This window comes from Ensifer sp. M14, assembly GCF_003355565.1.
Lineage (GTDB): Bacteria > Pseudomonadota > Alphaproteobacteria > Rhizobiales > Rhizobiaceae > Ensifer.
In genome coordinates, this window is the sequence record NZ_QJNR01000004.1 from 3,336,558 (window position 1) to 3,357,036 (window position 20,479).

Annotated in this window: 19 protein-coding genes and 1 tRNA gene; 16 read left to right on the forward strand and 4 right to left on the reverse strand. The window is 61.3% G+C overall.

Going from position 1 to position 20,479, the window contains the following annotated elements; all coding sequences use genetic code 11:
- Positions 1–63: 63 nt before the first annotated feature.
- The 13 genes from BLJAPNOD_RS16235 (at position 64) to BLJAPNOD_RS16300 (ending at position 9,505) form a co-directional block, all read left to right on the forward strand.
- On the forward strand, positions 64–270 hold the full coding sequence (locus BLJAPNOD_RS16235) for a helix-turn-helix domain-containing protein (RefSeq protein ID WP_115420484.1): 207 nt from the start codon (positions 64–66) through the stop codon (positions 268–270).
- Positions 267–467, forward strand: a complete 201-nt coding sequence (locus tag BLJAPNOD_RS16240) for a hypothetical protein (protein WP_115420485.1) — start codon at positions 267–269, stop codon at positions 465–467. Before BLJAPNOD_RS16235 ends, BLJAPNOD_RS16240 begins: the two co-directional genes overlap by 4 nt.
- A gap of 12 nt (positions 468–479) precedes the next feature.
- Positions 480–734, forward strand: a complete 255-nt coding sequence (locus tag BLJAPNOD_RS16245; RefSeq protein WP_147294553.1) for a hypothetical protein — start codon at positions 480–482, stop codon at positions 732–734.
- Positions 715–2,289 carry an AAA family ATPase gene (locus tag BLJAPNOD_RS16250; protein WP_244610953.1) on the forward strand — a complete coding sequence of 525 codons (1,575 nt, stop codon included), beginning with the start codon at positions 715–717 and terminating at the stop codon, positions 2,287–2,289. The genes BLJAPNOD_RS16245 and BLJAPNOD_RS16250 overlap by 20 nt, the downstream gene beginning before the upstream one ends.
- Entirely contained in the window at positions 2,286–3,059 is a 774-nt protein-coding gene (locus BLJAPNOD_RS16255; RefSeq protein WP_115420487.1) for a hypothetical protein, read from the forward strand. The genes BLJAPNOD_RS16250 and BLJAPNOD_RS16255 overlap by 4 nt, the downstream gene beginning before the upstream one ends.
- Before the next feature lie 257 nt (positions 3,060–3,316).
- A complete protein-coding gene (locus BLJAPNOD_RS16260; protein ID WP_115420488.1) occupies positions 3,317–3,673 on the forward strand; it encodes a hypothetical protein in 357 nt (118 codons plus the stop codon).
- A complete protein-coding gene (locus BLJAPNOD_RS16265; protein WP_244610954.1) occupies positions 3,670–5,286 on the forward strand; it encodes a terminase large subunit in 1,617 nt (538 codons plus the stop codon). Before BLJAPNOD_RS16260 ends, BLJAPNOD_RS16265 begins: the two co-directional genes overlap by 4 nt.
- Before the next feature lie 263 nt (positions 5,287–5,549).
- On the forward strand, positions 5,550–6,806 hold the full coding sequence (locus tag BLJAPNOD_RS16275) for a phage major capsid protein (RefSeq protein ID WP_115420490.1): 1,257 nt from the start codon (positions 5,550–5,552) through the stop codon (positions 6,804–6,806).
- 1 nt (position 6,807) lies between these two features.
- Positions 6,808–7,359 carry an HK97 family phage prohead protease gene (locus BLJAPNOD_RS16280; RefSeq protein WP_115420491.1) on the forward strand — a complete coding sequence of 184 codons (552 nt, stop codon included), beginning with the start codon at positions 6,808–6,810 and terminating at the stop codon, positions 7,357–7,359.
- Complete coding sequence (locus BLJAPNOD_RS16285) at positions 7,359–7,892, forward strand: hypothetical protein (RefSeq protein ID WP_147294554.1); 534 nt, start codon at positions 7,359–7,361, stop codon at positions 7,890–7,892. The genes BLJAPNOD_RS16280 and BLJAPNOD_RS16285 overlap by 1 nt, the downstream gene beginning before the upstream one ends.
- On the forward strand, positions 7,892–8,956 hold the full coding sequence (locus BLJAPNOD_RS16290) for a phage portal protein (protein WP_199565948.1): 1,065 nt from the start codon (positions 7,892–7,894) through the stop codon (positions 8,954–8,956). Before BLJAPNOD_RS16285 ends, BLJAPNOD_RS16290 begins: the two co-directional genes overlap by 1 nt.
- Before the next feature lie 157 nt (positions 8,957–9,113).
- A complete protein-coding gene (locus BLJAPNOD_RS16295; protein ID WP_115420494.1) occupies positions 9,114–9,302 on the forward strand; it encodes a hypothetical protein in 189 nt (62 codons plus the stop codon).
- The gene (locus BLJAPNOD_RS16300; RefSeq protein ID WP_115420495.1) at positions 9,299–9,505 is read left to right on the forward strand and encodes a hypothetical protein; all 207 of its coding nucleotides are present in this window, start codon (positions 9,299–9,301) and stop codon (positions 9,503–9,505) included. Before BLJAPNOD_RS16295 ends, BLJAPNOD_RS16300 begins: the two co-directional genes overlap by 4 nt.
- A gap of 152 nt (positions 9,506–9,657) precedes the next feature.
- Here the strand turns inward: BLJAPNOD_RS16300 and BLJAPNOD_RS16305 are convergent.
- Positions 9,658–9,733: transfer RNA gene (locus BLJAPNOD_RS16305), tRNA-Thr, on the reverse strand.
- A 159-nt stretch (positions 9,734–9,892) separates the two neighbouring features.
- Between BLJAPNOD_RS16305 and BLJAPNOD_RS16310 the strand changes: the two genes are divergently transcribed.
- Both BLJAPNOD_RS16310 and BLJAPNOD_RS16315 read left to right on the forward strand, forming a co-directional pair.
- A complete protein-coding gene (locus BLJAPNOD_RS16310; RefSeq protein ID WP_077498437.1) occupies positions 9,893–10,666 on the forward strand; it encodes an NAD kinase in 774 nt (257 codons plus the stop codon).
- Between the two features lie 113 nt (positions 10,667–10,779).
- Positions 10,780–11,289, forward strand: coding sequence for a hypothetical protein (locus tag BLJAPNOD_RS16315; RefSeq protein WP_115420496.1), 510 nt, complete (start codon positions 10,780–10,782; stop codon positions 11,287–11,289).
- Positions 11,290–11,481: 192 nt separating this feature from the next.
- Here BLJAPNOD_RS16315 and prfB read toward each other — a convergent pair.
- From prfB to BLJAPNOD_RS16330, 3 genes are all read right to left on the reverse strand, one after another.
- Positions 11,482–12,613, reverse strand: a protein-coding gene (prfB, locus tag BLJAPNOD_RS16320; RefSeq protein WP_115420497.1) for a peptide chain release factor 2 whose coding sequence is annotated in 2 segments (ribosomal slippage) — positions 11,482–12,543 and positions 12,545–12,613 — 1,131 coding nt in all. Because the reading frame shifts where the segments join, the coding sequence is not laid out codon by codon here.
- Between the two features lie 96 nt (positions 12,614–12,709).
- Positions 12,710–15,163 (reverse strand): penicillin-binding protein 1A, encoded by a 2,454-nt coding sequence (locus BLJAPNOD_RS16325; protein WP_077498440.1) that lies wholly within the window; start codon positions 15,161–15,163, stop codon positions 12,710–12,712.
- Positions 15,164–15,519: 356 nt separating this feature from the next.
- Positions 15,520–16,683: an N-acetylmuramoyl-L-alanine amidase gene (locus BLJAPNOD_RS16330; RefSeq protein WP_171986775.1), complete on the reverse strand. Its 1,164-nt coding sequence runs from the start codon at positions 16,681–16,683 to the stop codon at positions 15,520–15,522.
- Between the two features lie 837 nt (positions 16,684–17,520).
- On the opposite strand from BLJAPNOD_RS16330, the gene BLJAPNOD_RS16340 reads away from it, so the two are divergent.
- Complete coding sequence (locus tag BLJAPNOD_RS16340; RefSeq protein WP_199565949.1) at positions 17,521–20,340, forward strand: ribonuclease E/G; 2,820 nt, start codon at positions 17,521–17,523, stop codon at positions 20,338–20,340.
- Positions 20,341–20,479: the final 139 nt, after the last annotated feature.

The following is a 20,479-nucleotide window of genomic DNA, read 5'->3' on the forward strand; positions in this document are numbered from 1 at the left end:
ACACTTATCCACTCTCGAAAATACCAGTTTTACAAATCATGTCAACCCCACCGGAGGAAAAAAATGCAGGCAGCGAATGATAATGTGATCGAGGGCGATCTTCTGATGGGCGCCCACGCTATCGCACGGTTCTTGGGCGTCACGCCCCGGCAGGTCTACAGGCTCACATACGGCGCGCTTGTCCCTCATTTCAAACTGGGCGGCACGGTCGCGGCCCGTAAATCATCGCTGTCCAAATGGCTGGCCGAGCAAGAAGGGGCCGCAGCATGAACGTGGGCCAGTACAAGACCGATAAAACCCGCGAAATCATCGAGGACGCAATTAGCCAGTTGATGGCCGTAGGCGCATCCAATGACACAGCCGCGGCTCTTCTCGTGGTCCAGGGAATGATCCGCATTGAGGACCGCCAGAAACGTAAAGAAGTGGCCGCCTTTGCCGCCCAAGCGGCCGAAGACACCATCGATTAAATGGGAGGTTCAATGGAAATCTTAGATGTCCGCCCCGACACCGGCGGTGGGAGCATCATTGCGCGGTTTGACGCGCAGTTGTCGCCGGACGTTCGAATGTTCGGGCTGAAGCTCGTCAAAACCCCGCGCGGGCATCGGGTCTACCCGCCACATACGAACGTCCATAATTGCGCGACGTTCGCCCCCACCTTCGCAGAAAAACTTATCCGCGCCGCATTGGCAGCCCTGAACGGAGAAGCCGAATCGAATGACCGTAGCGCAACGTAAGCAGTTCATTTTCGGCGGCCTGTCCGCTGCTGACGACTTCGACGGCATCGCCTCAATCTATTACGGCCTGCACGATCGCATTTTCGATTGGGGGCATGCCGTCTCGCACATCGTCGTCGCCCCTGCCAAGGAAGATGGCCAGCCCGACTGGGAGCGAGCCGCCCCTGAGACGCTAGAGCAGCCCTCAAGTGATAGCGGGCCGGCAGACATGGCAGAGGTTGCCCGCTGGGCCGTGCTTGTCGATGAGATCGACGGCTGCGACGCAAAGACCTCCATGCTGCTGTGGCTGGATCCCGAAACAGCCGAGCCCAAGGTGGCGCAGATCGCTGGCCCTGATGCGGACGGCGAGATCGCAATGCGGATTATCGGCCGTGATATCGGCGCGATGCCGCCTCCGAAGGAATACAAACCCGGCCCGCTCTCCGCCAGCCTTCTGAAGCTCGCGGAGAAGATGAACCCCCCCCCTGCAGCCAACGACAACAAGCCACAAGCTGAAAAGCCCTCCGCATTCGTCGATGCGGAAACGCTTCTCGGCATGGAATTCTCGCCAATCAAGTACGTCATTCCCGGTTTTGTCGCGGAAGGGCTCACGCTCCTCGGCGGCAGGCCGAAGCTCGGCAAGTCATGGCTGGCCTTGGACTTTGGCATTGCCGTGGCCAGTGGCGGGCTATCGCTCGGCGTCGAGTGCGAACAGGGCGATGCGTTCTATCTTGCACTGGAAGACAACCAGCGCCGCCTACAGGACCGTCTCAAGGTGGTCCTGCCGAAGTTTCATCGGCCCGACATGTCGCGGCTTTCGCTCCTGACAGAGGCGCCAAAAATCAATGCCGGCCTTATCGACACGCTCGAGGCCTGGCGCACGCGTGTCAGCAACCCCCGCCTCATCATTGTGGACACACTGGCAATGGTCCGTGCCGAAAAGAAGCGCAACCAAGATTCCTATGCCGCAGACTACGAGGCGCTATCGCCCTTGCAGCGGTACGCAAGCGTGCATCGGCTGGCAATCGTCGTCGTCACGCACGTGCGCAAGGCTGAAGCCGAAGACCCGCTTGAAATGATCTCCGGCACGAACGGCCTTACCGGCGCGGCGGACTCCATCATGATCCTTAACAGGACAGCGGACGGGCCGAAACTCTATGGCCGTGGCCGTGACGTGGAGGAAGTAGAAAAGGCGCTTAAGTTCGACGGTGGCCGGTGGTCAGTGCTCGGCGACGTTGACGACGTGAAACGCTCTGGCGAACGCACGCAGATCATTGAGGCGCTACGAACTGCGACTAGCCCGATGAAGCCTTCTGAGATTGCAGAAGCCACCGGCATGAAGGCACCTAATGTCAGCTATCTGCTGCGCAAGATGGTAGCGGCGGGCGAGGCCGTGAAGGATGGATACGGAACTTATAGCTCCCCCCCTTCAAGTCCTTCAACCCCTTCAAGTTCAACCTCACACTATCCTCCTTCAAGTGCAGAAGTAGACTCTGACGGCGAGAACTTGAAGGACTTAGAGGACTTGAAGGGGGGTACACCTTCAAGTGACAACCAACAGAGGAGGACCGCATGAGCATACCGACAAATCTACGCACCGAGGCCGACCGCCGCGCAGTCGAACGGGCCGCGACGAAACTCCTAGCAGCCAACGACAACGAGCCGCCGAAAGGCCGGCAACCAGTCTACCGAGGCGGCAGGCCAGCCTTCAATTGGGCGGCGAAGAACGACGACTACGGCGCGGCATGCCTATGGTTGATCGCTCGCCAGCGGCTGCCAGATTCCGTGGTGGCAGCCAACGATAACGAACCGACACAAGGCGGTCTCGATGTGAGGCGCAATGGCGTGGCGCGCGGCAAGTCGAAATTTAAGATAGCGCTCGGCGAGCACCTTGCCTTGCCGGCAGTGCTTCCAAGGCTTGGCGATGCGGAACCGCAGCCAGTGGAGCCGTGCGGCTACACGCGGCAGGACATACTGCCACAGAATGACGTTGACGAGCTCTCGGATGATTTCCAGAGCTTCGGTGCATGTGCCGATGCCATCGCGCCTGGCGCGGAGTTCATTGGGGCCGAGAGCGGTCTCGGAACACCACGGCCCGGCAAGTCGCGTGGTTCTCCGCTGAAGGCAGAAGAGCCGACATTCGACGAACCGCCGGCGGATGTCGACTACACGCTTGAACTTCTACTGGCCCGCGAGAACGTGGCAGGCATTGGCCGGGCGTTCGGCGCCACAGGGCGTTACCAAGACCAGAAGGGTGCCGCGATGCTGCGGAAGGCGATGGATTGGGCAAAGGCGCAGGTTGCGGAAAGCAATTATCATGCCAATGTTGCAAATCGTGTAGCGTAATTTAGCTAACAGCAACAGCAACACAGTTAAGCCGCTCCATCGGGGCGGCTTTTTCTTTGCCGTTGACGTCGGATGTAAACGCAGCGGCAAAGATCAAATTCGGCGGCAGACATTGAGGGCGCAGCGACGCGTCCAACAACGAGCAAGGCGATGCGGGCCGCCACCTGCAGTTCAGTAACCGTTCAATCGCCGGACGTCGCATGCGGCTCGCCCTAGTGGCGGGCCGCTCCCCTCACACAAATCAATCCAGGTGATACATGCTTGACGAACTCAAAGCCGACGTGACGGCTGCGCTCACCGGCAGTCTGCGCCCTGCCACGCTTTGGCAATACTCGCTCGGCGACGATGGATACGGTAATGAGGCGCCGGTTTATGACACGCCATACGCCTGCGAGGGCCTGCGCGGCAGCTACGACGCGGAATACGCGGGCCTGAGCGGCATCCCTCGCACGGCCGCCAAGATCGAACTGCTGGCCGGCACGCTCGCGGTCGCGCCCAAGCGGCTCGATAAGATCGCCATTGAGGGCGGCTGGTGGCTCATCACCGAGATCGAGATCGATCCCGCGACGGCGATGTGGCTATGCCAGTGCTCCGAGACGAGCGCTGCGCCATGACGGTCGGTCTGGTCCCAATGCCCCCGAAACGCTCACGAGCGGGCACCGGTGGTGGGGTGTTGCGTTCTCTCTCCCGAAAAAAATCCAAGGAAAAAACGGCTGCTGAAATCGCCATCGCCTTTCTGGAAACCCTGAAAATTCCCGAGGGGCCGAACGCTGGCAAGCCGCTAAAACTGGCGGAATTTCAAAAGTCGTTTGTCCGCGGCGCGCTCGCCCCTGAAAATATGGTCGCCTGCCTTTCGATCGGCCGTGGCAACGCTAAAACAGCACTGTCGGCGGGCCTCGCCGCCGCCGCGGTAATGGGGAAATGGGACTCGCAGCCAAAGCGCGAAATTATCCTGGCGGCCCGTAACCGAGATCAGGCGAAGACAGCCTTCAATTTCATAACTGGTTTCATCGAAAGCCTTCCCGCCGACGAGCAAGAGCTTTTCACCATCCGCCGTGGCTCGCGGTTGGAGGTGGAATATAGCGGCAATGGCGGCGGCTTGGCCCGATGCATCGCTGCTGATGGTCGTTCGATTCTTGGCGGCGCTCCAAACCTTGCCATCCTCGACGAGCGGGCAGCGTGGGAACGCGAAAAAGGCGACTTGCTGGAAAACGCCATCTTGTCCGGCCTGGGCAAGCGCGGCGGCAAGGCGCTGATCATCTCGACCAGTGCGCCCGACGACGCCAACACCTTCAGCCGCTGGCTCGATGAGCCGCCCCCCGGCACGTATACGCAAGAGCATAGGCCGTCCTTCGGCCTTCCCGCCGACGACGCGGAAAGCCTGCTGGTGGCCAATCCTGGCGCCGCTGAGGGCATAGGAGCATCGCTGGAATGGCTACAGGCTCAAGCCCGGCGCGCAATCGCTCGCGGTGGCTCGGCGCTCTCGTCTTTCCGCAATCTCAATCGGAACGAGCGTGTCAGCACCGAAGATCGCTCCGTTTTGGTGACGGTGGACGAATGGATGGCTGCCGAAGTCTCTCCCGACGATCTCCCGGCCCGCGAAGGCGAGTGCATCCTTGGTATCGACTTGGGCGGCTCCCGCTCGATGTCGGCTGCTGCGTTCTACTGGCCCGCCACGGGCCGCCTGGAGGCAGTCGGCACGTTTCCAAGCAAACCCGGACTTGCCGATCGCGGCGCGTCTGACGGCGTGTCAGGCCGCTATTTGGAAATGAAGGAACGCGGGGAGCTATCAGTGCTCGGCGAGAACACGGTGCCGCCTGGCCCGTGGCTCGCCAGCGTCGTCGCGCTTGTCGATGGCTCCACCATTTCCTCAATAGTCGGCGATCGATTCCGGCACGCGGAATTCGTGGAAGCTATGCAGGGCGCCGGCCTGTCCCGCGTGCCGTTCATTTGGCGCGGCTTCGGCTGGAAAGACGGCTCCGAAGATATCGAGCGGTTCCGCCGCGCGCTGTTCGACGGGCATGTAAAGACCCGGCCATCGCTGCTGCTGCGTTCCGCCATGGCCGATGCGATCACGCTCATTGACCCGGCCGGCAATGCAAAATTGGCAAAGGGCAGATCGCTGGGCCGCATCGACCCGGCTGCTGCAACCATCCTGGCCGTGGCGGAAGGCTCCCGGCGCATGGCTCGGCCGACGAAAAAGCTGCGGCAGGCATCATGGGTGTAATGCATCACGATAGCCGCTGGTGGCCGGTTCGAACGGCCGCTGTCCGCCGCGATGACTTCAAATGCACAGAATGTGGAGCCCGCGGCCGGCTGGAAGTCCATCACGTAATCCCGGTGCGACTGGCGCCGGAGCTTGCCTACGATCTAGGCAACCTGAAGACGTTGTGCGTCGCCTGTCATCTCGAGAAGACACTGGCCGAACGCGGCCAACTACCATCGCCAGAGCGTAAGGCCTGGCAATCCCTCCTCCGAAAGGAACTTTGAATGCTTGAATCTGTTAAAATCCAGCGTCGTCAGTCCGAAATCCGACAGGCGCTCGCCGGCCTGGTTGGCAAGGCTGACGCCACCGCCGACGAGATCCGCTCGATGGAGAGCATGGACTCCGAATATCGCAGCAACGAGACTCGTTACAGGGCCTCGCTGATCGCCGAGGACACGGAACGTCGGGACGCCAAGGGCGAGCTCGAAACCCGTTCGGATCGGGAATATTCGGACCTGATTGACCGCTTCGAAATGCGCCAGGTCGCTTTGTTCCTTGACGAGGGCCGCACGCTTTCTGGCGAGACTGCTGAAGTCGTTCAGGAGCTTCGCTCCAAGGGCGGTTACCGCGGTTGCCCGGTTCCCCTTGAAGCGTTCGCGCTCGAACAGCGTGCCGGCGAGACTGTTGCCTCGGGTACTCCTTCGCCCAAGATGACGGCTCCGATCATTGATCGGCTCTTCCCGGCTTCTGTGGCAGCGCAGATGGGCGTTCAGATGATTAATATCGGCCAGGGCAGCGAGGAATGGCCGCTTACCGCTTCTTCGGTCACGGCTGGCTGGCAGGCGACGGAAACCGGCAACGTGGCTGGTCCGACTGTCTACTCGACCGCGCAGCGCAGCGTTGCTCCGAACTCGACTCTCGGCATCCAGATGAAAATCACCCGCAAGGCGCTCAAGCAGTCCGGTGACGCTCTGGAACAGGCTGTTCGCCGCGACATGAACGGCTGCATGTCTGTAGCGCTCGATAAGGCGGTTTTCCTCGGCGCTGGTGCCTCCGGTGAGCCTGCGGGCTTGCTGGTCGGCTCGTATGGCATCACGTCGACGGCAGTTGCGGCTGCGGCTTCGTGGGCTGCGTTCCGCGCCGCCATCGTGCGTTTCATGACTGACAACGCGATCACCGGGCCGGGCTCTGTGAACCTGCTGATCCGTCCGGAAGTCTTCGATAAGATGGATGGAACATACATCACCAACACCGCAGTTACCGAGTGGGATCGCCTCACCAAGAACGTTGGCTCGCCAGTAATGACGACCAATGCGCTGGCGGCTCCGACCGGCTCGCCGCTCGCGACCAAGGCGCTGCTTACCACCTCGATCGGCGGCGTTGCACCGGCAGTTCTGGCTACATGGGGCGCCGTCGACCTGATCCGTGACGTATATTCAGACGCTGCATCGGGCGGCCTTCGCCTCACTGGTTTGGTTACCGCAGACGTTAGCGCGCTGCGCTCGCAGCAGCTTCAGATTCTGACCGGAGTTCAGGTGTAACATGCTTTACGGCGCGCCGATTTCACTAGAAATCCGCGCCGAAGGCGGAGCGACCCGGTTGACGGGTCGCTTTCCTTACGGCTCGGAAACCACGCTCGGAAACGGCAAGCGTGAGCGCTTCGCCACTCGGGCTTTCCGCTCTCGGATCGAGGCTCGCGAGAATATATTTCTTCTCGCCGGTCACGATCCTGAAAAACCGCTCGCGTCTACGGACGCTGGCTCTCTCACGCTTCGTGACGACGACACGGCGCTTTACATCGAGGCCCGTGTCGCAGCAACCACAAGCTGGGCACAAGACGCCCTGGCGGCTCTCGCGGCTGGCCTCACCAAGGGCATCTCACCGGGCTTTCGCGTATCGCCTGGTGGCGACATCGTGACCCGCTCGGCCGAAGGCCTGCTGCGCACCGTAAACGCAGCCGAGCTTTTCGAGGTGAGTTTGGTCACCCGACCCGCTTATGACGCAGCCCAGATCGCGGCGCGTTCATGGTCACTCGCCAATGACGAGGCACCAGACGCCGGCCTGAAACGCACTTTGAGCCGATGGAGGGCATGATGGCGACCACGATCAAACAAGTCGAAGCAATCCCGGCCGCATATCCTGCCACGCCGTCGGGCCTTTCGACGGCAGCGGCTGCGCTGGATCCGGACATGATCTGGCAGCGCATCGAGGCATACACCGCGCACCGCTATACCTCCCGTGCGATCGAGTGGATCACGGAAGGCTGCGGCGAGTGGCACCCGCCCTTGGCGCCGGCAACCGTCTCGACGGTTGAGGTATGGCAGGCCGATGCATGGGAGTCCGTCACGCTCTCGCCATCGCCTATGGGTGGCTATGTCCTTCCGGGCGGCACCTATCGCTTTGTCGGCACGGTCGGCAGCGGCACGGTTCCCGAGATCGTCAACGAGGCCTTCCGGCGTCTGGCTGAGTATATGGCCGCCGCAAAGAAGGGCTCGCCGGGAACCACGCGCGAGCGTGTAACTGCCGGTTCGGTCACCGTCGACAAAAGCCGTGCGGCATCGTGGGCGGCACAGGCAATGGCAAACAGCGGCGCCGGCGACCTGCTGCGCAATTTCCGGAGGGTGTAGTGAGTATCTTAGATTTTTTCCGGCGCTCTCCCGTTGTCGAAAAGCGTTCCGCTATGTCCGGCTTCACTGCCGAACTGATGGCGGCTCGCGAAAGCTACATCAGCGGCCGGCGCGGTATTGCCGAACTAACCGCGACGGCACAAAGCTGCGTTAGCCTTTGGGAGGGCGCATTCAGCCTTGCCGATGTCACCGGCACGGATCTGCTCGACAGGCGCTCCCTGGCGCTCCTGGCCCGCTCTCTGGCGCTTCGTGGCGAGGCGGTATTCCTCATCAGAGAGACCGGCCTTGTGCCTTGCTCGGATTGGGATCTGTCCACCCGAGACGGCAAGCCGAGGGCCTACCGTGTCAGCATCTCAGAGGCGGGCGGCGGCACGACGCAAACCGCACTGGCCGGCGAAGTCCTGCACCTGCGCATCGGCGCCGATCCCGTCGCGCCTTGGCTTGGAACGGCTCCTTTGAGGCGGGCGAGCCTGACGGCTGGATTGCTCAATGCACTGGAAAGCGCTCTGGCCGAAGTGTACGAAAACGCGCCCCTCGGTTCGCAAATCGTGCCCTACCCGGAAGGCGCTGAAACCGACATGACGTCGCTCGGGCGTTCCTTCCGCGGTCAGCGTGGCCGTGTTCTGCTGCGCGAATCCGTCAACGTTTCGGCGGCTGGCGGGCCGGCTCCTGCGGTGGATTGGAAGCCGGCAGACGTGACGCCGGACATCGAGCGCTCAATGTCGGTAGAAAGCCTGGCTGCGGCGCGTGATGCCATCTGCGGCGCGTTCGGCGTGCTGCCAGGGCTGTTCAATGCTTCCACGACCGGGCCGCTGGTACGCGAGGCGCAAAGGCATCTTGCCCAATGGACGCTCCAGCCGATCGCCATGCTCTTGGCCGAGGAAGCGTCGGAAAAGCTCGGCTCGCCGGTCGACATCGACGTGATGGGGCCAACACAGGCGTTCGATGCTGGCGGCTCGGCAAGGGCGCTGGCGACCATCGTGCAGGCCTACGCGCAAGCAAAGGAAGCGGGCCTTGCGCCTGCGGTCGTCGATGCCGCGCTGGCTAAGTTGGACTGGAAATGAAGCTAACAGCGGGCCGCCTAGTGCGGCCTGCAACCAAGCTAGTATGGTTTTACAAATTTGTAGAACTACATTATTTTTCAATGACTTAGTCGATTTTTTCACTTGACGGCGTGCGCTTCATTTGGTTTGCTACCTCCATCAGCGGAGAGGACAGCAAATGGAAAACAGCGACAATTGTCTCACTTTCGAAGTTGGCCAGATGGTCGATCACGTTTCGGGCGGCATGCCGGCAGTAGTGATAGCTCGCCAGCTAACGACACTCGGTCGGCAGCACTACGAACTGCGAGACGCCAGTGGCCGGCGAAGGCATTTCCTCGGCAACGTTCTCGTGGCGCTGGACTCATGAAACCCGCCGTCATCCGAGAGATCAAAGAGCTTGCCGCCGAAGCCGGAGCGGACAGTTGGGAACTGATCCGCGAGGGCAAGCACCTGATTATCGATTTCCGATTCCCTGACAGGACCGTCCGGCAGGTGATGGCCGCCACGCCATCGGGGCCGCGAGCACGTCGAAACGAGGCCGCATGGCTACGCAGGAAGGCGGCGGCATGAGCCATCATGCGCCATTCATGTTCCAGCGAATCCCGGCTAAGCATGGGGAAGCCCGGAAAACATGGTAATTCCCGTCAAAGCAATGGCGCACAAAAAACCCGCCAACTAAGGGCGGGGTCTTTGTTAAGCGCTTGAATTCGCTTGGAATTTGATGGTGCCCCCACCAGGACTCGAACCCGGGACCCCCTGATTACAAATCAGGTGCTCTACCAACTGAGCTATAAGGGCACTTTCAGCGGTGGGAGTTATCACAATCTCACAGCGTGTAAAGCAAAATTGCGAATTCTCCCAATTTTTCAGATGCGTTCGGCGCCACGTCGTGCCAGAAACGAAACCTAGGCTCGGCCACCGCGGCGATGCCCAACCTGTTGAACGGACTGAAAATTCATGGCCCGCACGTTCACTTCACTCGCGTTCCTTGCCTCTCCAGCGGAAGAGGCGCAAAAGGCGGCGGCTGATCTGAAGGCGATTTACGGCAACCATGATGCCGATGAAGCCGACGTCATCGTCGCGCTCGGCGGCGATGGCTTCATGTTGCAGACGCTGCACCAGACGATGAACTCCGGCAAGCTCGTCTACGGCATGAACCGGGGATCGGTCGGCTTTCTGATGAACCGCTACAGCACCGAAAATCTGACGGCGCGCATCTGCAATGCGGTGGAAAATGCCTTTCGCCCGCTGGAGATGCAGACCACCGACGGTGAAGGCGCGACATTCAAGGCGCTTGCGATCAACGAAGTCTATCTGTTCCGGCAATCCTACCAGGCGGCCAAGCTGCGTGTGGTGATCGACGGCAAGACCCGACTTGAAGAGCTGACATGCGACGGGCTGCTGCTTGCCACACCCGCCGGATCCACCGCCTATAACCTCTCCGCCCACGGGCCGATCCTGCCGCTGGAAGCCCCTCTTCTCGCGCTCACGCCCGTCAGCCCGTTCCGTCCGCGGCGGTGGCGCGGCGCCCTGTTGCCAAACCACGTAACGGTCGAGATCGAGATCCTCGAGGCTGACAAGCGGCCGGTCAACGCCGTTGCCGACCATCAGGAAGTCAAGTCGGTGGCAAAGGTGCGCATCGCCGAATCAGAAAATATGACCGCCCGCATCCTCTCTGATCCCGATCACTCCTGGTCAGATCGCATCCTGGCGGAGCAGTTTTCCAATTGAGCAGCCGGTCTCAACGCGCGATATGGTATGATTTCGGAGTTCGCCGAGCGTCCGGCGAAGGATCAATTTTAGAACGACCACCGCGTCGCGGTTCGAACAGGAAATCAAAAGCGATGCACAAGCCCCTCCTCCTTGCGCTTCTTCTCGCCGTGACCGGCGCGAACGCCCATGCCGAGGAGGCGAATGTGGTTGCGCCGGAAGTAACCTTCGTCACCAGCACCGGTTACTGGGAGGAAAGCGGCGATCCTCTGTCGGCACTGGACCCGAACGGTACGCAGGCGCAAACGCCCACGGAGCCGAAGAGTGCCGACGGTCCACGGCGCGGCTATTACAAGCTGATCGCCCTCAGACAACAGGATGGCACGGCGCAGATCCATCTGCAGCAGATCGCGGCGACGCCCGCCGGACCGGAAGTCGTCTCCTCCGCCGAACTCGAGGAATTCTCGTCGCTGAAAGCCTATGTTACCGACATAAGGCCGGAAACCTCGACGGGAGTGACCGCACAGCCCGGCATGTTCGCGACGGTCTATCTGAAGACCGACCCTGCCGCCCGCGAACCTGAGAGCTGGACGGTGCTGATCGACGATCTCGGCGACATCAAGGTCGAGCGGGCATCGAACTGAGCCATGTCGCGTGACAGGCGTGCAGCGGTGCTGTGACCACGGCATGAGCAGAGACGGCCATTAAACGCGGCGCGCGCTACGAAAAACTCCGATGCGCGAAACGCCAAAAAACAAAGGCCGGATGAAAACACCCGGCCTTCTTCGCCTCGTCTCTTCTTCGTCAGGCAGATAAGGCCCCGCCTGCAATCAACGCTAGTTCAAGTCATCCACAGCAGCATCCGCACCGCCGCTGACGCGGTGGGCAAGGGCTGCCTCCATGAACTCGTTCAGCTCACCGTCGAGCACATCGCCCGGCGCCGTGCTTTCGACGCCGGTGCGCAGGTCCTTGACCAACTGGTAAGGCTGCAGCACGTAGGACCGGATCTGGTGGCCCCAGCCGATATCGGTCTTCGAAGCCGCTTCGGCATTGGCCGCGTCTTCGCGCTTCTTCAGCTCGGACTCGTAGAGACGGGCGCGCAGCATGTCCCAGGCCTTGGCCCGGTTCTTGTGCTGCGAACGTTCCTGCTGGCACTGCACGACGATGCCGGACGGCATGTGCGTGATGCGCACGGCCGAGTCTGTCGTGTTGACGTGCTGGCCGCCGGCGCCCGAAGAGCGATAGGTGTCAATGCGGCAATCGCTCTCGTTGATGTCGATCTGGATCGAGTCGTCGACAACCGGGTAAACCCAGATCGATGAGAACGACGTATGGCGACGGGCGTTGCTGTCGTAAGGCGAAATACGAACCAGGCGGTGAACGCCCGATTCCGTTTTCAGCCAGCCATAGGCATTGTGACCCTTGACGAGCAGCGTCGCCGATTTGATGCCAGCCTCTTCGCCGTCCTGAATTTCCATCAGTTCGACCTTGTATCCCTGGCGCTCGGACCAGCGGGTGTACATGCGCAACAGCATGTTGGCCCAGTCCTGGCTCTCGGTGCCGCCGGCACCGGAATGCACCTCGAGATAGGTGTCGTTCTGATCGGCCTCGCCCGACAGCATCGCCTCGACCTGCTTCTTGGCCGCTTCGTTGCGCAACTCGCGCAACGCCTGCTCGGCATCGGCAACGATGTCAGCGTCGCCCTCTTCCTCGCCGAGTTCGATCAGTTCGATGTTGTCGCGGAGCTGCTGCTCGAAGCGGCGCAGGCCGTTGACGCCATCGTCGAGCTGCTGGCGCTCGCGCATCAGTTTCTGCGCTTCGGCAGCATCATTCCACAGCGACGGATCTTCCGCCTTGTTGTTCAACCAGTCCAGTCGTCTTACCGCCTGATCCCAGTCAAAGATGCCTCCTCAGCAGGCTTATGGCCTGCTTGATTTCGTCGACAATGTTCTCGATTTCGCTGCGCATGATCCTGCTTCTTGTGAACCCGATTTAACGTGAGCGTCAAATAGCGATGCCCGCCGCTGATGTAAAGGCGGCGGGCATTGCGAGACGGGGAAAGGCCTAGAACAGGCCGTTGGAACCGGAGGTGACGGCCTGGTTGGCCTGCGGAGAATTCTTCAAAATTTCCTCAGGCGGCACGTACTGATCGAGGCCACCGATGACCGAGAAGGTATCGGCCGGGCCAGTGCCGGGCTTGAAGGCTTCGATGATCGTGTCCGGCTCGCCCTCATAGGCAGCCATGCCGGTCTTGCGGTTGACGGCGATCATGTTCATGCCTTCCGGCACCACGAATTTGCCGGGACGCGAGCCCTTTACGGCCTCCTGCATGAAGTTGTTGAAGATCGGCACGGCGAGGCTGCCGCCGGTGGCGCCGCGGCCGAGCGGTGCCGGATTATCGAAGCCGAGGTAAAGGCCGGCGACAAGATCGGGCGTATAGCCGACGAACCAGGCGTCCTTTTCATCGTTGGTCGTACCGGTCTTGCCGGCGACCGGGCGATCGAGCTTGATCTTGCCGGCGGCCGTACCTCTGAGAACCACACCCTCCATCATCGAAGTGATCTGGTAGGAGGTCATCGGGTCGAGAACCTGCTCGCGGTTGTCGGTCAGCACAGGCTCTTCCTGCTCGGCCCAATCGCCCGCATTACAATTGTCGCAGGTCCGGTCTTCGTGACGGAAGATCGTCTTGCCGTAGCGGTCCTGGATGCGGTCGATCAGCGACGGCTTGATCTGCTTGCCGCCATTGGCAAGAACCGAATAGGCCGAAACCATGCGCAGAACGGTGGTTTCGCCCGAGCCCAGCGACATCGCCAGCAGCGGCGGCATCTTGTCGTAGATGCCGAAGCGTTCGGCATATTCGGCAACGATGTTCATGCCCATGTCATTGGCGAGGCGAACCGTCATCAGGTTGCGCGACTTCTCGATGCCGAGGCGCAGCGTCGACGGGCCGGCCGAACCGCCACCGTAGTTTTCCGGGCGCCAGACCTGGCCGCCGGCGACGATTTCGATCGGCGCATCGAGAATGACGGATGCGGGCGTGTAGCCGTTGTCGAGCGCTGCCGCATAGACGAACGGCTTGAACGAGGAGCCCGGCTGGCGCATCGCCTGGGTCGCGCGGTTGAATTCCGACTGACCGTAGGAGAAACCGCCGACCATGGCGAGCACGCGGCCAGTCTGCGGATCCATGGCGACGAGGCCGCCCTGAACCTTCGGCGGCTGACGCAGGCGATACTCGCCCTTCTCCGCCAGCGGCTCGACATAGACGACGTCGCCTGGACCGAGCACACCCTCCGGCGACTTGGCGGATTTGCGTTCGCCGCCAGCCGAGCGATAGGCCCACTGCATGTTCTTGGCGGAGATATGGCCGGTCACGCGTTCGGCGATGATCTTGCCGGACGCTTCCTTGTCCGGCTGGATGCCGATCTCGACACCTTGGCCATCGGCAGAGAGCACGACCGCCAATTTCCACTCCGGCACGTCAGCCAGGGCAACGACCTTGCCGAGCGGCTCACCCCAGTCGCCGCCGATCTCGATCGACTTGACCGGGCCGTGGAAACCGCGACGCTCGTCATAGCTGAGCAGCCCGTCCTGCAGCGCCTTGCGCGCTGCGATCTGCATGCGCGGATCGAGCGAGGTGCGGACCGAAAGGCCACCTTCATAAAGGGCATTGTCGCCGTATTTCTGGATGATCTGCCGGCGCACTTCCTCGGCGAAGAAATCGGAAGCAAAGAGATGGGCGCCACCGCGGCGCGGATTGACGCCGAGCGGCTGCTTCTTGGCGTCTTCCCCGTCGGTCTTGGTGACGTAGCCGTTCTCGACCATGCGGTCGATGACCCAGTTGCGCCGCTCGATCGCGGCATCCGCCTTGCGGAAGGGGTGGTAATTGGCCGGGCCCTTCGGCAGAGCCGCAAGGTATGCCGTCTCAGCGATGGTCAGTTCCGTCACCGATTTGTCGAAATAGGTGAGCGCCGCACCGGCGATGCCGTAGGAGTTGAGGCCGAAGAAAATCTCGTTGAGATAGAGCTCGAGAATACGGTCCTTGCTATAGGCCTGCTCGATGCGGAAGGAGAGGATCGCTTCCTTGACCTTACGGTCGATCGTCTGGTCCGACGAAAGCAGGAAGTTCTTGGCGACCTGCTGGGTGATCGTCGACGCGCCGACCGGGCGGCGACCCGATCCGAAATTCTGGAGGTTGACGGCGATGGCACGCGCCAGACCGGTGATATCGACGCCGGGGTGCTGATAGAAGTTCTTGTCTTCTGCCGAGATGAACGCCGCCTTGACGCGGTCCGGGATCGCCTGGATCGGCAGATAGAGGCGCCGCTCGCGGGCATACTCCGCCATCAGCGCGCCGTTACCGGCGTGAAAGCGCGTGGTGACCGGCGGTGAATACTTCGCCAACACCTCGTAATCCGGCAAATCTTTGGTGACGCTGCCGAGATAGATGGCAACGGCCGCGGCGACACCGAGCAGCAAGAACGCACCAATGCCGAAGAAATATCCAATCAGTCTGATCATCAGTCAGATACCGGTACCTTATTATCGTCCAATTGCCAGACCGCAAAACCGATCAGGACGCTTTCCGTCCCATCGGTCCACATTCCGTCGGCCTGGCCAAACGCTTCCATCAGAAATCGTCTGGCATCGCGGCTACACGCGCCCACCCAGCTCCTCATATGGCGAGGGGCACCGGGCATCAACACTGTTTCCCAACAAATCCGGGCGCAATTCGGGATAGGTCCCGGATTGTGCGTAAAATAGGGCTTGTTACCGATTATCGAGTGCGCATCCTGTTGAAAAGCATATCGCTGTTACCGAGGCGACACAAATCACTTCCTATGCCACGCCGTCAAACAGCTTGTCGCGGCCAAACCCTAGCCGCCGTTTGCAACGGCCTGATCACGGTATCGCTTGATGGCAACCGCAAGAAGGCCGGATACTTTCTTTCGCCATTCCGGATCGAGCAGCAGCTTCTCGTCGTCCTTGTTCGACATGAAACCGAGCTCGAGCAGGATTGACGGAACATCTGGCGCCTGCAGCACTCGGAAGCCCGCATGACGGTGCGGATTGTTGATGAGATTGATCTGTCCTTCGAAGGACGACACCACGGTGCGTGCCATATTGACCGAGAAAGCCTGGGTCTCGCGGCGCGTCAGATCAATCAGGATATCGGCGACTTCCGCAGGCTCGCTCTGGAGCGGCACGCCGGCAATCTCGTCGGAGAGGTTTTCACGCTGCGCCAGGTCGGCGGCCAAATGATCAGACGCCTTGTCGGAAATCGTATAGACGGTCGCGCCGCGGATGTCCTTCTGCCGTAGCGTGTCGGCATGGATCGAAATGAAAAGATTGGCGCCCTTGTTGCGGGCGATCTGCACCCGCTGCGGCAACGACAAAAAGACATCCTTGTCGCGCGTCAGAAAGGCTTCGATGCCGCTTTCACGGCTGAGGGTGGCAGCCAGCTCCTGCGCAAAGGCAAGCGTGACGTGTTTTTCCTCGGTCTTGGTGGCTCCGCCGATCGCTCCGGTATCAATACCGCCGTGGCCGGCATCGATGGCAATCACGAAGGCGCCGCCCTTTTCGGCGGGCGCGATCGTCGGCCTGTCCGTTTTTGCCGAGACAACGGAACCCGTCCATTGCTGGTCACCCAGGAGCGCATCGAAGCGGGTCTGATCGACCTTCTCGGCATCGATGACCAGGCGATAACTCTTACCGCCCTCCTCCTCGATGACTTCGGCGTTGGTGACCGCGACAGGCCCGTTTGCCGATAGCACAAGGCGAGAACTGCCAGCACCCATGCCGCCATAGCGGATGGCCTCGAACAATCCGCGCGGCTCCAGACTCTCGGCCTTCAGGCCAAAGGCGGTTTCCGGCAGATCGACGACGACCCGCACCGGGTTTGCCACATAATGAATCGAAAAGTCGGGCTTCCGGTCGAACTCGACGACGACGCGCGTGCGTGCGTCGTCACCGGCAACCCGTGCGCCGAATGCCAGCAAAGGCGCGGGCTCGGCCGCATGCGCCACCGGTCCGGGCACCATCAATGCCCCTGCAACGAACACTGAGGTCACGACACGCGCGCCACCGCGCAGCAATGCTGACAACAGTGAAGCGCCCCTATGAACAGCCGAAGGCTTCACCCCGGTCTCTCCGTCAATCCACGAAATCCGAGCGGCCAACGCGCCGGGCATCCGCCCGCGCACACCGCGACATCCCTTGATCAATGAACCCTTATGGTTAACCAAAGCTTGACAGCGCTCCTTAAGCAACGCGGACAAGGCATACGATTCGCCGTTCCCCGACCTACTCTACCGGGGCAAGCGAATCGATCATTATTGTGGCGGCACAGGCTTTTCCCTTGCCAATGTGACATAGAAAACATAAAAGCATCACAAGGAGAAAGTGTTGACGGGATAGAATCGTCGGCCGGGCAGCCGGAGCTTTCCAGAGCTTGGCGCCAGGGAGTGATCGAGCCGGAATTGCCGGTTGAAACCGTATCATCTTTCCGCGGCCGCAAGGTGTTCATCCGCCGTCGCTGCATTTCCTCCCCGTACACTGGATCGCAAATTTCCGGCGGTGGCCGGAGTTCTTAGCGGTGATTTTTCACCGGCAAGCCCGCAAGCGGGCGCATTCATCGGGTCTTTATGAGACCTTTGACATTGGCATTCTTGTTTGGTCATGATGTTGACTCAGCGGTATCGGTCAGAAGTAGAGAGGCCCCGGAACGTCACCGTTCCGGCTGCCATCTGGCTGCTGCACCATCACCTGCACCAGACAGGACCTTTCACATCCGGCGCAAACTTTGACGCGAGTGGCAGTCTTCCCATGGAAGAATGGCTGCCGCCCGTTCCGTTGTCGCGCCGAGGAGCACAACTTAGATGGCAGAGAAAATGCTTATCGATGCGTCTCACTCTGAAGAGACGCGCGTCGTTGTCGTTCGCGGGAACCGCATAGAAGAATTCGACTTCGAATCGGAACACAAGAAGCAGATACGCGGCAACATCTACCTCGCAAAGGTGACGCGAGTGGAGCCTTCGCTCCAGGCGGCCTTCGTTGATTACGGCGGCAATCGCCACGGGTTCCTGGCGTTCGCCGAAATCCATCCCGACTACTATCAGATCCCGCTGGCCGACCGGCAGGCCCTGTTGAAGGCGGAAGCCGAAGAGGCGCGACGCGACGACGACATCGAACATGTCGAAACGGCAACGCCGACCCAGCCCGCGCTCAGCGTACCAGTCGATCTGGAAATTGCCGCCGAAACGGAAGTCGCCACCGAAGTCACCGAGACGGCCGCCGAAGCAGTCGTCGAGGCCGAGGCGCCTGCTGAAAAGCCCAAGGCAAAGCCGAAGCGCCCGCGCCGCACCAAGGCGAAGATCGCCGAAGAGGCCGCTGCAGCTGCAGCGACCGAAGAGGCGGACGCCGGCGAAGAAGGCAATGGTGGCGAAATGGCTGCCATGGTCGACACGGATTCGATCTCCGAAGACGTCGACAGCCGCCGCCGCCGCGATGACGACGACGATGATGACGACGGCCACGACGGCGAGAAGGAAATCATCGAGTCCGTCGGCGCAGAAGATGCGATGGAAGAAGTTCCGGATCGTCACGTGCGCAAGCCGCGCAAGCAGTACCGCATCCAGGAAGTCATCAAGCGCCGCCAGATTCTGCTCGTCCAGGTCGCCAAGGAAGAACGTGGCAACAAGGGCGCAGCGTTGACGACCTACCTGTCGCTCGCCGGCCGTTACTCGGTGTTGATGCCGAACACGGCCCGTGGCGGCGGCATTTCCCGCAAGATCACCAACCTGCAGGACCGTAAGCGCCTGAAGGAAATCGCACGTGGCCTCGAAGTGCCGCAGGGCATGGGAGTCATTCTGCGCACGGCCGGTGCCAACCGCACCAAGGTCGAGATCAAGCGCGACTTCGAATATCTGATGCGCCTGTGGGAGAACGTCCGCACGCTGACGCTCAACTCCACGGCCCCCTGCCTCGTTTACGAGGAAGGCAGCCTGATCAAGCGCTCGATCCGCGACCTTTACAACAAGGATATCAGCGAGATCGTCGTTTCCGGCGAGGAAGGCTACAAGGAAGCCAAGGGCTTCATGAAGATGCTGATGCCGAGCCACGCCAAGGTGGTTCAGCCTTATCGCGACGTGCATCCGATCTTCTCGCGCTCCGGCATCGAAGCGCAGCTTGACCGCATGCTTCAGCCGCAGGTGACGCTGAAGTCCGGTGGCTACATCATCATCAACCAGACGGAAGCGCTGGTTTCGATCGACGTCAACTCCGGTCGTTCGACCCGCGAGCACTCGATCGAGGACACGGCACTTCAGACCAACCTCGAAGCCGCCGAAGAAGTTGCGCGCCAGTTGCGCCTCCGCGACCTTGCAGGCCTCGTCGTCATCGACTTCATCGACATGGAAGAAAAGCGGAACAACCGCTCGGTCGAGAAGCGCCTGAAGGATTGCCTGAAGAACGACCGCGCCCGCATCCAGGTCGGCCGAATCTCGCACTTCGGCCTGCTCGAAATGTCGCGCCAGCGCATCCGCGCTTCGGTCCTCGAATCGACGATGCAGACCTGCCCGCATTGCAACGGCACGGGTCACGTCCGTTCGCAGTCGTCGGTCGCACTGCATGTCCTGCGCGGCATCGAAGAGCATCTGCTCAAGAACACGACGCACAACATCACCGTTCGCACGATCCCCGATATCGCGCTCTATCTGCTCAACCAGAAGCGCAGCACGATCATGGATTACGAACAGCGCTTTGGCGTCTCGATCATCATCGAGGCTGACGCCCATGTCGGCGCGCAGCACTTCGCGATCGATCGCGGAGAGCCGGTCGAAAACCCGGTCAAGATCGAACAGATCCTGCACTTCGAGCCGGAGCCCGAGGAAGACGACGACATCGTGATCGAAGAGGATCTCGATGAGGAAGAAGCAGAAGAGGTCGTTGTCGAACAGCGCCAGGAACAGCCGAAGGCTGCCGCCCCGGCCGACGACCAGAACGGCCGCAAGCGCAAGCGTCGCCGCCGTCGTCGCGGCAAGGGCAGCCAGCAGGCCGAAGGTGCTACCGCACAGGATGCCGATGCTGCAGATGATGCCGATGACGCCTCTGAGGCCGATGGTGACGAGGACGAAAACGATACGGATGCGCTGACCGCCGACGGCGAGCAGAAGCGCAAGCGCCGTCGTCGCGGCAAGCGCGGTGGCCGTCGCAACCGTCCGGAACTGGGCGAAGGTGAAGTCGAAGGCGAAGAGCAGGCTGCTGCATCCGCCGACGGCGAAGCCGACGAGCAGGCCGACGTGGAAGCAGCGGCGGAAGCCGACGTTGAAGCGGTCGCTGTGGTTGCTGAAGCCGAGATCGTCACGGAAGAGGTAGCAGCAGTCGTCGAGAAGGCCGCCAAGCCGAAGCGCACCCGCAAGAAGGCCGTCAAGGCCGACGAGCCTGTCGTTAGCGCCGACGAGGCAGCGCAGAGCGCGGTCGAAGCCCAGCCGGAAGTCGCCGAGCCGGTACCGGCAGCGATCGAAGAAGCCGCTGCGGACCTCGAAGAAGGCAAGCCCGCTCGGGCCAACCGCGACCTTTCGACGATTGCATCGGAACCGGTGCTGACCTCTACGGTCACGAACAAGAACGAAGGTCCCGAAGAGGACCAGTCCAAGCCCAAGAAGGGCGGATGGTGGCAGCGCCGCGGCTTCTTCTAAGCCGCGCCTGATCTTCGGAAGAACAGAAAAGCCCGGACCTTGGTCCGGGCTTCAGACTGCTGACAAACCCGTCGATTTTTTCGACGGGTTTTGTTTTTGATCTTGTGCTTGCGCTGAGGTTTCCTGGTTGATTGGCCGG